The organism is Flavobacterium collinsii, from assembly GCF_902804485.1.
Lineage (GTDB): Bacteria > Bacteroidota > Bacteroidia > Flavobacteriales > Flavobacteriaceae > Flavobacterium > Flavobacterium collinsii.
Genome location: NZ_CADCST010000061.1, coordinates 32106 through 46810 on the forward strand (window position 1 = coordinate 32106; position 14705 = coordinate 46810).

The following is a 14705-nucleotide window of genomic DNA, read 5'->3' on the forward strand; positions in this document are numbered from 1 at the left end:
TGTAGCGCTTAAAGACAATTTTGAAGGGATTAGCTTCTTTTTGTTAAGGGTGAATTGGGTTGAGTAAGATCTTGAATTTAAACAAAATGGCTGTCTGAATTTTAAATCAGACAGCCATTTTGTTTATCCAATCAGCTGTGTAAATAAATCCTGATTATCATTTAGGTATTGAAATTCAAAACCATTCTTAGTCATATTCACTTTAATAGCGAGAATATCTTTTTTATTTTTTAATTCCAAACCAACAACTACAGAACCAACTTCGCGGCTGTTTTTCTTTGCAAACTGAAAATAAGTGATGTCATCATCGGGACCTAAGATGTTGTTTACAAATTCTTTTAAAGCACCCGGGCGCTGCGGAAACTGAATCATGAAATAATGCATCAGACCTTCATATAGTAAAGAACGTTCTTTTATTTCGGCAGTTCTTTCAATATCATTATTACTTCCGCTCACTACGCAAACTACTTTTTTACCTTTGATTTTATCTTTGTAAAAGTCCAAAGCTGCAATAGTCAATGCTCCTGCTGGTTCTACTACCATAGCTTCTTCATTGTACAAACGTAAAATTGTAGTACAAACCTTTCCTTCTGGAACCAGAATGATGTCGTCTAAATTATGTCGGCAGATTTCAAAAGTTTTGTCGCCAACCTGTTTTACGGCGGCACCATCCACAAATTTGTCAATTGTTTTTAAAGCGGTGTTTTTATTTTCTTCCATAGAGGTTTTCATCGAAGGAGCTCCTTTGGGCTCAACACCAATAATCTTTGTATTTGGGCTCAGCTGTTTAAAAACTTCAGACAAACCTGAAGCCAGTCCACCACCGCCAATGGGAACAAAAACATAATCGATAGGTTCGTTGTAGCTCTCTAAAATTTCCAATCCTACAGTTCCCTGACCGGCAATAACCTTATCATCATCAAAAGGATGGATGAAGATTTTTTGGCTTTCAGTTGCATCTGCTGTGGCTGAAGCATAAGCATCATCAAAAGTATCTCCGGTAAGTACAATTTCAACAAACGTTTTACCAAACAGCTGTACTTGTTTTACTTTTTGTTTCGGAGTGGTTTTGGGCATGTAGATTTTGCCTTTGATTTGCAAAAGATGACAGGAATAAGCGACTCCCTGCGCATGATTACCTGCGCTTGCACATACAATTCCGCTTGCTTTTTCAGTTTCGGTTAACGAAGAAATTTTGTTGTAAGCACCTCTGATTTTGTATGACCGAACAATTTGTAAATCTTCTCTTTTTAATAAAATGGTTGATTTAAACTCTTCCGAAAGATTTAAATTTTGGGTGAGTGGAGTAGCGGCAACTACATTTTCAAGTTGCTTTTTAGCAGCAAGTACTTCGTTAAATAAATTCATAATTTTTGTTTTTTTGACACTAATTACACGGATTAACACTAATTTTTATTTTGTTAACATAAAAAAATAATTCGAGCAATTAGTAGCAACTTTGATATTCGTTAAATAAAAAAACCTCCCGTTTTGGGAGGTTTTATAAAATGTATTTTGTTTACTTATTTATATATTACCTCGCCATTATTGCTGAATTGCAATAATAGTAATAGCGATAATAATGTTATTTAAGTTTTTCATTTAAGATAATTGAATCGCAAATGTATTAATTATTTTTTAACCGGAGGGTATTGCGCTAAAATTTTAGTTACAAACTCGGCAACCTTTTCGTCTTTTTTAGCAACGTTTTTGGTTAAAGTTCCAACACCTTCTCCCTGCCAGATCATTTCTTTCTTTTTAGCATCAATCAGGTCAATGAATAAAGTTCCTTCTGTGGAAGTTGAAACGGTAGTCTGGTTTCCTCCGTACATCATATATGGATTCCATCCCCAACCCCAACCGTAACCCCAGCCGGCGCTAAATTGATTCACATTTACTTGTTCCCTTGCTTTAGTAAAAATATTAATTAATAAATCAGGGTTTTCGCTTTTGGTAAAACCTTTGGCTTGCATTTGATCATCGATGGCGCGTAGAATACGTCTTTTATCCAAATCAGATATTTCGACCTTATCAATTCCCGGCTTAAAGAAAGCATACGTTTTGTAAGGGGCAAAATCTACGTTTTTGTCGTAATCGGAGTAAACACTAACCGTGCTGCATGATGCTAGTATTAAAAGCAAAAAAACGGGTACTAATTTGAATGTTTTCATATGTTTAAAAATTTAATGTTCTTCTTCCTGTAATAATAACATGCTTCGTTTTTGCGATACGAAGTGAAGTCGAAGTACCTTTTTTCTAAAACAGATTTTCATCTACGATATTAGGCAAAGTTACTTTTAATAAAGGCTGAACTTCCATTGCTCTTTTTATAGCAAAAATAGCTTCGTCATTTCTAGCCCAGCTTCTTCTTGAAATTCCGTTGTTAACATCCCAAAAAAGCATTGATGCTAAACGTTTTGAAGCCTCCTTAGAACCATCAAGAACCATACCAAAGCCACCATTTATAACCTCTCCCCAGCCAACTCCGCCGCCATTATGTATAGAAACCCAAGTTGCACCTCTAAAGCTGTCGCCAATCACGTTTTGAATCGCCATATCGGCTGTAAAGCGGGATCCGTCGTAGATATTTGAGGTTTCTCTGTATGGAGAATCCGTTCCGGAAACGTCATGATGATCGCGTCCTAAAACAACCGTTCCGATTTCACCTTTGGCAATAGCCTGATTAAAAGCTTCGGCAATTTTAATTCGGCCTTCTGCATCGGCATATAAAATTCTGGCTTGTGAGCCCACAACCAGTTTGTTTTCCTGCGCACCTTTGATCCATTTGATATTGTCCTGCATTTGTTGCTGAATTTCATCCGGAGCTGTTTTGGCCATTTCTTCTAAAACCTGGCTTGCTATGGTATCTGTTTTTTGTAAATCTTCTGGTTTCCCAGAAGTACAAACCCATCTAAACGGACCAAAACCGTAATCAAAACACATTGGCCCCATAATGTCCTGAACGTAACTTGGGTATCTAAAATCAATATTATTTTCAGCCATCACATCAGCACCTGCGCGGGAAGCTTCTAATAAAAAGGCATTTCCGTAATCAAAAAAGTAAGTTCCTTTTGCAGTGTGTTTGTTAATTGCTTTGGCTTGACGGCGTAATGATTCCTGTACTTTTTCTTTTAATAGTTCCGGATTGCTGGCCATCATTTCATTGGCATCCTCAAATGAAATTCCGGCAGGATAATAACCTCCGGCCCATGGGTTGTGAAGTGAAGTCTGGTCTGAACCCAAATCAATTTTGATGTTTTCTTTGTCGAAGCATTCCCAAACGTCTACTACATTTCCTAAATAAGCGATGGAAACTACTTCTTTATTGGCTTTTGCTGCATGAACTCTTTTTACCAATTCGTCAGTTGAGGTAACAATTTCATTTATCCAGCCCTGTTCGTGGCGAATTTTTGTAATTTTTGGATTTACTTCTGCACAAACGGTGATACAGCCTGCAATATTTCCGGCTTTTGGCTGTGCGCCTGACATTCCGCCAAGTCCTGAAGTTACAAACAGATTTCCTTCCGGATTTTGTTTGATTTTTCTAAAACCATTTAAAACTGTAATCGTTGTTCCGTGTACAATTCCCTGTGGCCCGATGTACATATAACTTCCGGCTGTCATTTGTCCGTATTGCGAAACACCTAAAGCATTCATTTTTTCCCAATCGTCGGGTTGAGAGTAATTTGGGATAACCATTCCGTTTGTTACTACAACTCTTGGAGCTTCTGCGTGTGAAGGAAACAATCCCATCGGATGACCTGAATACATTGTCAGCGTTTGCTCGTCTGTCATTTCAGACAAATATTGCATCGTTAATAAATATTGTGCCCAGTTTTGGAAAACAGCCCCGTTTCCACCATAAGTAATCAATTCGTGTGGGTGTTGCGCTACAGCATAATCCAGATTGTTCTGAATCATGTGCATAATTGCTTTTGCCTGCAATGATTTTCCAGGATATTCGTCAATTGGTCGGGCATACATTCTGTAATCCGGACGCAAGCGGTACATATAAATACGTCCGTAAGTTTCTAACTCTTCTGAAAATTCCTGAATTAATTCGGCATGATGTTTTGCTTCAAAATAACGTAACGCATTTTTTAAAGCCAGTTTTTTTTCTTCTGTCGATAGAATTTCTTTTCGTTTTGGCGCATGGTTAATCGCCAGATCGTATGTTGCCTTTGGAGGTAGTATTGTTGGAATTCCTTGTTGTATTTGTTCTTTGAAAGTCATTTTTTTAAAGGTACTAAGTTGCTAAGATTCTAAGCTGCTAAGGTTTTGATCTAAGCAAGCAATAATCTGCGATTTATTAAATAGGCTATAAGCTCCATCGGAGCGACATGGCAATTAAAGAAATAAAATAATTGTCTAATTCTCAAATTGGCACATTCTCTAATTAAAAAATAACTAAGGATAACGGATATCCGACCTGTGATAGGATTTGTGGATAGTAATCCTAAATTTTCGTAACAGAATATCCATATAAATATTTTAGATTGTTGATTTTAGATTGTTGATCTGATTTAAAAATTATCAAATTGGCACATTTTCTAATTCGTTTTTTTTCTTATTTCGCCTGTTCGTTTGTCAAACCCATACGGACAATGACGACAGCCGCTTTTACAGCAATAACCACGTTTTAGATGGTGTTTTTCAGTAAAGCATTTATAACCTTCGGGGGTATAGTAAAAATCTTCCCCTTCGATTAATTTATTTTCATTACTTTGCTCCTTCATAAATCTGCATTGCGTTGGTGTTTTCCATTCATTAAAATCAAAAATAATTAATAGATTGTGACTTTAATGAAATTGAACAATTTTCATCTACAAATTTATAAATTTTACAGCTAATGTTTCTGATTGTTGCTAAATATTTAATTCCAAAAGGGTATCGGGGAATGGCTGTGTTTCCGTTTGTCATTTTGAAATATGGTGCAGATAAAGAAAATGCTGTTTTAGTCAATCATGAAAAAATTCATCTTCGGCAGCAATTGGAATTATTGATTCTTCCGTTTTATGTTTTTTATCTTTTAGAATACGTAGTTCGGCTCATTCAATATAAAAACAAAGAACTGGCCTATCGGAATATAAGCTTTGAGAGAGAAGCTTACACCAATGAAAGCCATTTGAATTATTTGAAAAACCGACCTTTTTTTGGCTTTTTAAATTACTTAACTTTAAAACACAAATAGATTTTGAATCAGGAAATTCATATCGTCTTGCCCAATGCTATTTCGTTGACTATAAAACGAGAAGATTTGATTCATCCGTTTGTTTCGGGAAATAAATTCAGGAAATTGAAATACAATTTACTTCAGGCAAAATCCGAAAATAAAAATACTTTGCTGACTTTTGGAGGCGCTTTTTCCAATCACATTGCCGCAGTCGCTTATGCCGGGAAAGAGCAGGGTTTTAGAACGATTGGAATTATTAGAGGCGATGAGCTTTTTGATAAAATAGAGGAGAATCCAACGCTGAAATTTGCTCAGGAAAACGGAATGCAGTTTGAGTTTGTGACGCGAGAGGAGTATCGGCATAAAAACGAAAGTGCTTTTATAGAAAAGCTTAAAGGTAAATTTGGAGACTTTTATTTGGTACCTGAAGGTGGAACAAATGAATTGGCTGTAAAAGGATGTGAAGAGATTTTAACAAAAGAAGATGCACGTTTTGATTTTGTTTGTTGTGCGGTAGGAACGGGCGGAACGATCTCGGGATTGATTAATGGTTCGCTGCAGCATCAGAAAATTTTAGGGTTTCCGGCGTTAAAAGGTGACTTTTTAACCGATGAAATTCGTATTTTTGCAAAGAAAGATAACTGGGATTTAATTTCTGACTATCATTTTGGAGGTTATGGGAAGGTAAATTTGGAATTAATTGAATTTATCAATGCTTTTTTTGAAGAAAATAAAGTGCCTTTGGATCCAATTTATACGGGAAAGATGGTTTTTGGCGTTATAGACTTAATACATAAAAACTATTTTCCTGCACATTCAAAAATTTTATTGGTCCATACCGGCGGATTGCAGGGAATTAAAGGGATGAATGTTAAATTGAAGCAGAAAAAATTACCAATACTCAAAAGCAATGGTTAAAAAAATAATAGCACTTTTAATGCTGGCAACTTTAGTAGGCTGCTCCTCTAGTAAACCTACTATCGCGACGACCAAAAAAGCGGCGGCAGTCCAGAGACCCAGAGTGGCAACAACCAAAAAGCCAACTTACACCAAACCAATTGGCAAAAAATACCCTTCTACAAATAATACAACTGAGGTTATTCAGTCTACTTCAAAAACAGTTGTAACCAGCGATTTAATCAACAATTATATTCTACAATTCAAAGATATTGCAATAGGGAATATGCAGAAATACGGCATTCCTGCAAGTATCATTCTGGCACAGGGAATTTTAGAATCCGGTGCAGGAAAAGGAGATTTGGCGCTGGAAGCTAATAATCATTTTGGAATTAAATGCCACAAGGACTGGCTGGGAGAGAGTGTGCGTCATGATGATGATTCGGCTCAGGAATGTTTCAGAAAATATACAGAAGCTGCAGAATCTTATAGAGATCATGCCTTGTTTTTGGTTGGTAAAAATAGATATGCAACTTTATTTACTTACGAAAAAGACGATTATAAATCCTGGGCAAAAGGGTTAAGAGCGGCAGGTTATGCCACAGATCCCAATTACCCGGATAAATTAATTAGTTATATCGAACGATACAATCTGCACCAGTACGATTGTCAGGTTACCGGAAAAAGCTACAAACCTTTTGAAAAATCAGCTCCGGTAAGAAGTTCTTCACCTTCCGGTTCTCCTTCTAATGCTAATTCGAACGATCCTAATTTATACGAAGTTCAAAAAGGGGACACCTTATATTCGATTTCAAAAAAATTCAACCTTTTGGTTGACGATTTAAAACAGAAAAATAATCTTTCAGACAACGCACTTTCTATCGGGCAGAAGTTGAAAGTGAAGTAATGTTCAGTCTCAGTCACAGTTTTAAGTCTTAGTTTAAGTTCTTTAAAATCTAAAATCAGAATTCAAAAATCTAAAATCATAATGATATATAAAAGAAGTAGTCAGCTTTTTGCTGAAGCAGAAAAAGTAATTCCTGGAGGGGTAAATTCACCGGTAAGAGCGTTTAAAGCAGTTGGTGGAACTCCAATTTTTGTAAAAAGTGCCAAAGGTGCCTATTTGTATGACGAGGACGGAAATAAATTAATCGATTATATCAATTCATGGGGACCAATGGTTTTGGGTCATGCCTACCAACCGGTTGTGGATGCTGTAATTGAAAAAGCAAAATTGGGTACTTCATTTGGAATGCCAACAGAATTAGAAACGGAGATTGCTGCTTTGGCAGTTTCTATGGTGCCGAATATTGATAAAATTAGATTTGTAAATTCAGGTACCGAAGCTTGTATGAGTGCAATTCGTCTGGCTCGCGGATTTACGAAAAGAGATAAAATTATCAAATTCGCAGGCTGCTATCACGGACATTCAGATTCATTTTTGATTCAGGCCGGAAGCGGAGCAGTAACTTTTGGATCGCCAAACAGCCCGGGAGTTACAGAAGGTACTGCAAAAGATACTTTGTTAGCGAAGTACAATGATTTAGAAAACGTAAAGACTTTAATCGAAGCCAATAAAAATGAAATCGCTGCCATTATCATAGAAGCGGTTGCCGGAAATATGGGATGTATTCCGCCTCAAAAAGGTTTTCTGGAAGGTTTAAGAGAATTGTGTACGGCCAATGGAATTTTACTGATTTTTGATGAGGTCATGACAGGTTTCCGTCTGGCTCGCGGAGGAGTTCAGGAATTGTATAATGTCAATGCCGATATTGTAACTTTCGGAAAAGTAATTGGTGGAGGTTTGCCTGTAGGTGCTTTTGCAGCCCGTGAAGAAATCATGAATTATCTGGCACCGCTTGGTCCGGTATATCAGGCAGGGACATTATCAGGTAATCCGCTGGCAATGGCTGCAGGTTTGGCAATGTTACAGGCACTAAATAATGATCCGGCAATCTTTACTCGTTTAGAAGAAAAAACAGCTTATTTAGAAGCTGGAATCGACAGGGTTTTAAAAGCCAATAATGTTGTTTTTACAATCAATAGAGTAGGGTCGATGATTTCTGTTCACTTTGATGCAAATCCGGTTGTTGATTTTCAAACTGCTGCGAAAGGTGATAATGAAACGTTTAAGAAATTCTTCCACGGCTTGTTGCAAGAAGGTGTTTATATTGCCCCATCGGCTTATGAAACCTGGTTTATTACCGATGCCTTAACCTATGAAGATCTGGATTTTACCATTAATGCGATTGATAAAGTTTCTAAGACCTTTTAGATCTTAGAAGTTAAAAACATATATTTTTTTTTCAATTGGAGGCTCAGTTTTTTTAGTAAAGCTGGGTCTTTTTTTTAGTTTTCAGTCTCAATATTCAGTCTCAGTATTCAGTCTCAGTATTCAGTCTCAGTGTTCAGTCTCAGTTCACAATTTACATTTCACAGTTTACATTTCACAGTTTACATCTCACACTATTCCGTCTCATTTCCACAATTTAAATTCTAAAATAACCAAGTAGTTAATGAAAAGTTAATAAATAGGTTTTAGAGCGTATATTCAGGATAAAAATTATTTTTGTTTATTAAATAACCATTAAACCTGCAGTAAATGAAGAAATTTCTCATTTTAACTACAATAGCGGCATTTGTGCTATTTCCTACTTCTCAATTTGCACAATCAAATAAGAAAAAATCTAAAAAAGACGAATCGGCAGCTGCCCCACCGGAGAAAAAACCGGAGTCAGCAATTAAAGACTACAGCAAGGTAATCACCAAAGACGCTATCTCTGATGACGGACTTTTTAAAGTGCATAAAGTCGATAAAAAATACTATTTCGAGATTCCGAATAAATACCTGAACAAAGACATGCTTTTAGTAAGCAGATTGTCAAAACTGCCTTCTAATTTGGGTGGCGGGTATGTAAACGCGGGATCAGAAACCAACGAGCAATTAATAGTCTGGCAACGTTTTCAAGATAAAATTCTGATCAAATCAAAATCATACAATGCGGTTGCCAATGATAGTTTGCCGATTAGTATTTCGGTAAAATCAAATAATTATGAGCCTACTTTATTTGCTTTTGATATCGTAGCTTTTAGTAAAGATTCTGCAAACACGGTGGTTGATGTTACTAAATTTTACAGTACAGATGTTAAGGCGATCAGTGGAATTTCGTCAGAAATGCGCGAAACGTATAAAGTAAAAGGGCTTGACGATTCAAGAAGTTTTATCAATACGATCAAAAGCTTTCCAATGAATATCGAAGTAATTCAGGATATGACCTATAATGCTTCGAAACCATCGATGCTGGAAGATACAGAATCGATTAGTATTCAAATGAACCAATCGATGATTTTGCTGCCGGAAGTACCTATGACACCAAGGCTGGCTGATCCAAGGGTAGGCTGGTTTACGGTAAGCCAGTACGATTATGGAAGCAATGAATTGAAATCGGATCTTAAAACTTATATTCGTCGTTGGAGATTGGAACCAAAAGATCCTGAAGCGTATGCAAGAGGAGAGTTAGTTGAACCGGTAAAACCTATCGTTTACTATTTAGACCCTGCTACTCCTGAAAAACTGAGAAAATACATCAAACAAGGGATAGAGGAATGGCAAAAACCTTTTGAAACAGCAGGATTTAAGAATGCGATTATTGCAAAAGACGCTCCAACAAAAGCCGAAGATCCTGATTTTAGCCCGGAAGATGTTCGATATTCTGTTGTTCGTTATGTTGCAAGTACTACTCGAAATGCAGTTGGTCCAAGTGTTTCAGACCCCAGAAGTGGTGAGATTATCGAAAGTGATGTAATCTGGTACCATAATCATTTGCGTTCGTACAGAAACAGGTATTTGTTAGAAACCGGAGCGGCAAATCCGTCTGCGAGAACTTTGCAGACAAGCGATGAGGAAATGGGAGAAATGATGCGTATGGTAATTGCTCACGAAGTGGGTCACGCTTTAGGTTTTCCGCATAATATGGGCGCAAGCTGTGCGTATGATGTAGAAAGTTACCGAAATGGTGATTTTACGCAGCAAAACGGAATTTCGGCTAGTATAATGGACTATGCGAGATACAATTATATTGCACAACCTGGTGATAAAAACATTCGCTTTATTCGAAAAATGGGAGCTTACGATCACTATGCTTTAAACTGGGGATACAGAGTGATTCCGAATGTGAAATCTCCTGAGGATGAATCGGCTACTTTAGACAAATGGATTTTGGATAAAGCAGGAAATCCGCTGTACAAATTTGGAAAACAAAGCAGTGCTTTTGATCCTACATCTCAAACAGAAGATATTGGGAATAATTCTATGAAAGCAAGTACTTACGGACTTAAAAATTTAGAATATGTTGCCGCTCATTTAAACGAATGGACGAGTAATGTAACCAATAGCTATGAAGATCTGGATGAATTGTACAAAGAAATGCTTGACGTTTGGAGTCGATATGTAGGCCATGTTGTGACTAATGTTGGAGGAGTTTACGAAAATACTAAAAAACCAAATCAGGCAGGAAATGTTTACGAGGTAGTACCGAAAGCAAAACAGATTGAAGCAATGAACTGGCTACAGACTAACGCTTTTGCTTCACCAACATGGATTGTAAATGTTACAACTTTGAAGAATACTGATTTTGCCGGTTATGCGGAAAGATTCAGAAGCTTACAGGTGAGACAGTTGAATAGTTTGCTTAGTATTGGTCGTATTGGCAGATTAGTAGATAATGAAATTGTTGGAGGAGATACTTACAAAGCACTGGATTTATTGAGAGATACACGAAAAGGAATCTGGAAAGAAGCAGCAGCACCTGGAAATGTGACTATCTACAGAAGAAATCTGCAACGTGGTTTTATTGATCGAATGGGAGCATTAATGACCGAAGAAATTAAGCCATCTGATCGATCAGTGGTATATTATAATGTAAACCAATCTGATGTGAGAGCTTTGGTACGTGGTGAGTTGAATGCGCTAAGAACGACACTTTTGGCAGCAAAGGCGAGACCTGTAAATGCAGAAACCAAATATCATTATGAGGATTGTATTAAGAGAATAGACTTAATTCTTAATCCGAAATAAGATTTTATAATAAAAAATAAAAAGCTTTTGAGCCTCTTTTTTTATGAATTAAATTAGTTGTTTGCCTTTTTGTATTCTTTCATTTTTTCTTTTGCTTTTTCTCTGTTTTCGTCTTTTACAGCCGTCCATTTTTTATACTGGTCGTCATTTAAAATTGATTTCATTTTTGCATCGTTAGCAGCTTTTTCATCTAGCATTTGTTTTCTAAAAGCAACTTTGTCTTCTGTTGTCAGGGGTGTACCGTTCTCTTTCTTGCTTTTGCGGTCTTCTTTAAACTTTTCGGCTTTGGCACTTCTGTCTGCTAAAAGCTGTTTTACCTGCGCTTGCTGATTGGCATCTAAATTGAGTTCCGAAGTGAGTTTTTTCAGCTGCTTTTCATTACGTTGTTCCGGAGTTAGTTTTTCTCTTGGTTCGCGTGAAGGTTTTTGATCTGCTGCCTCTTGTGCAAAACTTGCTATTACAACGAATAACAAAGCTGCGATAAGTAATTTCTTCATGATGTACGTTTTTTAATTGTTTATATAACTTAGACTTTACTGGATTAAAGAGGTTTAATCTGACAGCCAGAATTATAGATTATTTAACAAAATTAAATATAAAAGCAGTTTATCTGTTTGGATTTTAATGGGTTAATGGGTTTTGTTCGTTAGTCCATGCTTTTTATCATGTTTTTATAAGAAATGGTTTTTTAAATTTGTTTAAATATTAGAAATCAGGAACGGTCATTGTCAGAATCAAAAAAATGGAAGAATCATTTAGCAAAAAGAATAAAAACCGGGTTTTAAAAGCGGTAAACGGAGAGCTGTCCTATCAGAAGTTAACTGCAGCAGAATGGCATCAGTTTGTTCAAAACTGGAATTATGATGATGGAATAGTGCCTTTTGAATGGATCGTTAAACAAAAAACGCTTGATAAAGGAACGGCTCTTTGTTTGTATTGGATGCTGCAACCCGATTATTTTTGCAGGTTTAAAAGTGAAGCCGAAGTCAAGGACGATTTGTATTTTGAACAGTATAAATTGTTGAAAGAAATTGAGCTAAGATATGTTAATAGTTTTTATCAGGATGAGAATTTTTCTTTCGATCCGAATAAGGAGTTTTTGGATGAAAATTCCAATGTAGCATGTATTCCGAGTGAAATGTTGCTTAAAACGGTAGGTGTAGTTTTCGAACGATTGGATATTGAATTTGCTTTTTTAAGAAATCCGAATGAAAAGGAGCTGAAAACAATCGCGAGTAAGATAGCAGATGCTGTAAAGATCATTCAGATTTCAAATCCGGACTTTGTTTATGATGCTACTGATGCGGCAGTAAATGCGATTGTTGAAAGTGTTGAATACTGGAAAACCAAAGAATTAGGGAAGGTAAAAATCAATTACCTGTCTTATTTATGGATGGATTGTATGCATAAAAAACATAGTTGGGATTGGATTGTCTGGGATTGGGAAACCGGGAATAATCTAGGAGTGACCAACACCACAAAAGAATTAACCTGTCTGGCTGATACTATTATCGCTCATACCATAGACGGATTTCAACCTACTTCGATCATCTTTGATTTGTACAAAGAACTGGAGGGAGTGAATAATTTTTATGATTTAAAAAGAGATCCTTACAGTGGAATCGGATTACTGTTTAGTACCGATCACATGAAATTCAGAGATTAACAAGCGTTGTTTTTTAGGTATAGGAAATTTACTTCTAAATAATTATGTAATTTTAGTGAAAACAAAGGATTAATACTTCAAGAAAAAAGAATCAAGATGAGTTTAAAGGATACAGTAAATACAAATAAAATAGCTTTTTTTTCAACACAGCCTTACGATAAAACGTTTTTCAATAAATACAATGACGTATTTGGTTTTGAATTGGATTTCTTTGAAACGCAATTAAATCCTCAAACCGTTATTTTGATTGAAAATGCTTCGATTGTTTGTGTGTTTGTAAATGATATTATCAATGAATCAGTATTGAAACAATTGGCTGAAAAAGGAGTGAAGATTATTGCTCTGCGGTGTGCAGGTTTTAATAATGTTGATTTGGATGCGGCCAAAAAGTACAATCTGAAAGTATGCAGGGTTCCTGCATATTCGCCTCAGGCTGTCGCAGAGCATGCGATGGCAATGATTCTAACACTGAACAGAAAAACACATAAAGCCTACAATAGAGTTCGGGAACAAAATTTTTCGCTAAACGGATTATTAGGTTTTGACCTGTTTGGGAAGACTATCGGGATTATCGGAACAGGGAATATCGGGAAAGCTTTCGCTAAGATCGCTCTGGGGTTTGGTTGTAAAGTTCTGGCATATGATATTGTAACAAATACTGAAATGGAAAAAGATGGAGTACAGTTTGTTTCGTTGGAAGAGATTTTCAAAACCAGCGATATAATCTCATTGCATTGTCCTCTAAACGATCAGACGAAACATGTCATTAATAAAGAATCTATCGCTTTAATGAAGGAAAGTGTAATGCTTATCAATACAAGCCGTGGAGGATTGATTGAAACAGCCGCTGTTATTGAAGGTTTGAAAGAAGGTAAAATTGGGTATTTAGGAATTGATGTTTACGAACAGGAAGAAAAACTGTTTTTTAGGGATCTTTCTGCTGATATTATTCAGGACGATGCTATTCAGCGCTTAATGAGTTTCCCAAATGTCTTGGTGACGGCGCATCAGGCTTTTTTTACCAATGAAGCCTTAACGCAGATCGCTTTGGTTACCTTTAACAATATAAAGTCTTTACTGACTGACAATGATATTGAAAATAAAACCGCTTTGTTGGTTTAAATTGAATCACAAACGCTACAGTTTTTCAAAACATGTAGCGTTTAGAAACGGAATAGTAAAAATTAAAAAAAGAGAAAACATGAAAAGAAAAATTTTAATGGCATTTCTAGTTTTAGGAATGATTTCTTGCCAGAATAAAGAAAAAACAGGAGAAGAGAATGTTGTGGAAGCCATTGCAGCTGACACCATAACAAAAACAGCAACCGGAACAGCGGACGTAAGCGATGCTCCGCACAAAGACGATAAAGCAGTCGAGACCATCAGAAAACAGCTTTTAGTATTGTTGAAAAAAGATCTGCCAGCCTTGACAGCCGACAACAGATTCTTTTATTACAGTGCTTTTGATTTAAATAATGATAAAAAGGAAGAGTATTTTGTAGGTTTTTCAAATCCTTATTTTTGTGGAAGCGGAGGCTGCTCAGGATACATTTTGAATAATGACGGAAGTTTGATCAATTCTTTTACCGTAACTGATTTTCCGATTTATGTAACCACTTCAGTAACTGAAAAATTTTATGATCTAATAGCTGTAAGTGGAGGAAAATTTCATCTTCTAAAACTGAAAAATGGAAAATATCCTTCAAATCCATCTGTTCAGGAAGTTGTTAAAGAGGAAGCTACAAGAGAAAGTACAACAGTTTTGGATATCGATGGGAAGAAATTGGAGAAGTACTCGTTTTAATCAAATTGTATTAAATAATAAACGCGACAGGGTTTTAAAAACCTGTCGCGTTTGAATTATTATAAATCAGTTTTGGAATTTGGATTTT

Annotated in this window: 13 protein-coding genes; 8 read left to right on the forward strand and 5 right to left on the reverse strand. The window is 36.2% G+C overall.

What is annotated here, in order from left to right; translation table 11 throughout:
* Positions 1 to 123 precede the first annotated feature (123 nt).
* The 4 genes from ilvA to FLA105534_RS03555 form a co-directional block, all read right to left on the reverse strand.
* Positions 124 to 1368, reverse strand: a complete 1245-nt coding sequence (ilvA, locus tag FLA105534_RS03540; protein WP_173964671.1) for a threonine ammonia-lyase IlvA — start codon at positions 1366 to 1368, stop codon at positions 124 to 126.
* Between the two features lie 263 nt (positions 1369 to 1631).
* Positions 1632 to 2171: a DUF4136 domain-containing protein gene (locus FLA105534_RS03545; RefSeq protein WP_173964672.1), complete on the reverse strand. Its 540-nt coding sequence runs from the start codon at positions 2169 to 2171 to the stop codon at positions 1632 to 1634.
* Between the two features lie 85 nt (positions 2172 to 2256).
* Positions 2257 to 4233: a urocanate hydratase gene (locus tag FLA105534_RS03550; protein ID WP_173964673.1), complete on the reverse strand. Its 1977-nt coding sequence runs from the start codon at positions 4231 to 4233 to the stop codon at positions 2257 to 2259.
* Between the two features lie 317 nt (positions 4234 to 4550).
* On the reverse strand, positions 4551 to 4736 hold the full coding sequence (locus tag FLA105534_RS03555) for a DUF5522 domain-containing protein (RefSeq protein ID WP_071636586.1): 186 nt from the start codon (positions 4734 to 4736) through the stop codon (positions 4551 to 4553).
* 113 nt (positions 4737 to 4849) lie between these two features.
* Between FLA105534_RS03555 and FLA105534_RS03560 the strand changes: the two genes are divergently transcribed.
* The 5 genes from FLA105534_RS03560 to FLA105534_RS03580 all read left to right on the forward strand — a co-directional run bounded on the left by FLA105534_RS03560 (position 4850) and on the right by FLA105534_RS03580 (position 11147).
* Positions 4850 to 5191, forward strand: a complete 342-nt coding sequence (locus FLA105534_RS03560) for a hypothetical protein (RefSeq protein ID WP_173964674.1) — start codon at positions 4850 to 4852, stop codon at positions 5189 to 5191.
* A gap of 3 nt (positions 5192 to 5194) precedes the next feature.
* A complete protein-coding gene (locus FLA105534_RS03565) occupies positions 5195 to 6091 on the forward strand; it encodes a 1-aminocyclopropane-1-carboxylate deaminase/D-cysteine desulfhydrase (protein WP_173964675.1) in 897 nt (298 codons plus the stop codon).
* Positions 6084 to 6977, forward strand: coding sequence for a glucosaminidase domain-containing protein (locus FLA105534_RS03570; protein ID WP_173964676.1), 894 nt, complete (start codon positions 6084 to 6086; stop codon positions 6975 to 6977). The genes FLA105534_RS03565 and FLA105534_RS03570 overlap by 8 nt, the downstream gene beginning before the upstream one ends.
* Positions 6978 to 7058: 81 nt before the next feature.
* Positions 7059 to 8345: a glutamate-1-semialdehyde 2,1-aminomutase gene (gene hemL, locus FLA105534_RS03575; protein ID WP_173964677.1), complete on the forward strand. Its 1287-nt coding sequence runs from the start codon at positions 7059 to 7061 to the stop codon at positions 8343 to 8345.
* Between the two features lie 327 nt (positions 8346 to 8672).
* A complete protein-coding gene (locus FLA105534_RS03580) occupies positions 8673 to 11147 on the forward strand; it encodes a zinc-dependent metalloprotease (protein ID WP_173964678.1) in 2475 nt (824 codons plus the stop codon).
* Between the two features lie 53 nt (positions 11148 to 11200).
* On the opposite strand, the gene FLA105534_RS03585 is transcribed toward FLA105534_RS03580, so the two are convergent.
* Positions 11201 to 11644, reverse strand: a complete 444-nt coding sequence (locus FLA105534_RS03585; RefSeq protein ID WP_173964679.1) for a hypothetical protein — start codon at positions 11642 to 11644, stop codon at positions 11201 to 11203.
* 245 nt (positions 11645 to 11889) lie between these two features.
* On the opposite strand from FLA105534_RS03585, the gene FLA105534_RS03590 reads away from it, so the two are divergent.
* From FLA105534_RS03590 to FLA105534_RS03600, 3 genes are all read left to right on the forward strand, one after another.
* Positions 11890 to 12813, forward strand: a complete 924-nt coding sequence (locus FLA105534_RS03590; protein ID WP_173964680.1) for a DUF4274 domain-containing protein — start codon at positions 11890 to 11892, stop codon at positions 12811 to 12813.
* Between the two features lie 96 nt (positions 12814 to 12909).
* Positions 12910 to 13935, forward strand: a complete 1026-nt coding sequence (locus FLA105534_RS03595; RefSeq protein WP_173964681.1) for a 2-hydroxyacid dehydrogenase — start codon at positions 12910 to 12912, stop codon at positions 13933 to 13935.
* Between the two features lie 79 nt (positions 13936 to 14014).
* On the forward strand, positions 14015 to 14617 hold the full coding sequence (locus FLA105534_RS03600; protein WP_173964682.1) for a hypothetical protein: 603 nt from the start codon (positions 14015 to 14017) through the stop codon (positions 14615 to 14617).
* Positions 14618 to 14705: the final 88 nt, after the last annotated feature.

Excerpts from the sequence above, each read along its gene's own strand:
- FLA105534_RS03595 (WP_173964681.1), top strand. The coding sequence starts at position 12,910 with ATGAGTTTAAAGGATACAGTAAATACAAATAAAATAGCTTTTTTTTCA.
- hemL (WP_173964677.1), top strand. The coding sequence starts at position 7,059 with ATGATATATAAAAGAAGTAGTCAGCTTTTTGCTGAAGCAGAAAAAGTA.
- FLA105534_RS03585 (WP_173964679.1), bottom strand. The coding sequence starts at position 11,644 with ATGAAGAAATTACTTATCGCAGCTTTGTTATTCGTTGTAATAGCAAGT.
- FLA105534_RS03570 (WP_173964676.1), top strand. The coding sequence starts at position 6,084 with ATGGTTAAAAAAATAATAGCACTTTTAATGCTGGCAACTTTAGTAGGC.
- FLA105534_RS03600 (WP_173964682.1), top strand. The coding sequence starts at position 14,015 with ATGAAAAGAAAAATTTTAATGGCATTTCTAGTTTTAGGAATGATTTCT.
- FLA105534_RS03555 (WP_071636586.1), bottom strand. The coding sequence starts at position 4,736 with ATGAAGGAGCAAAGTAATGAAAATAAATTAATCGAAGGGGAAGATTTT.
- ilvA (WP_173964671.1), bottom strand. The coding sequence starts at position 1,368 with ATGAATTTATTTAACGAAGTACTTGCTGCTAAAAAGCAACTTGAAAAT.
- FLA105534_RS03545 (WP_173964672.1), bottom strand. The coding sequence starts at position 2,171 with ATGAAAACATTCAAATTAGTACCCGTTTTTTTGCTTTTAATACTAGCA.
- FLA105534_RS03560 (WP_173964674.1), top strand. The coding sequence starts at position 4,850 with ATGTTTCTGATTGTTGCTAAATATTTAATTCCAAAAGGGTATCGGGGA.
- FLA105534_RS03580 (WP_173964678.1), top strand. The coding sequence starts at position 8,673 with ATGAAGAAATTTCTCATTTTAACTACAATAGCGGCATTTGTGCTATTT.
- FLA105534_RS03590 (WP_173964680.1), top strand. The coding sequence starts at position 11,890 with ATGGAAGAATCATTTAGCAAAAAGAATAAAAACCGGGTTTTAAAAGCG.
- FLA105534_RS03550 (WP_173964673.1), bottom strand. The coding sequence starts at position 4,233 with ATGACTTTCAAAGAACAAATACAACAAGGAATTCCAACAATACTACCT.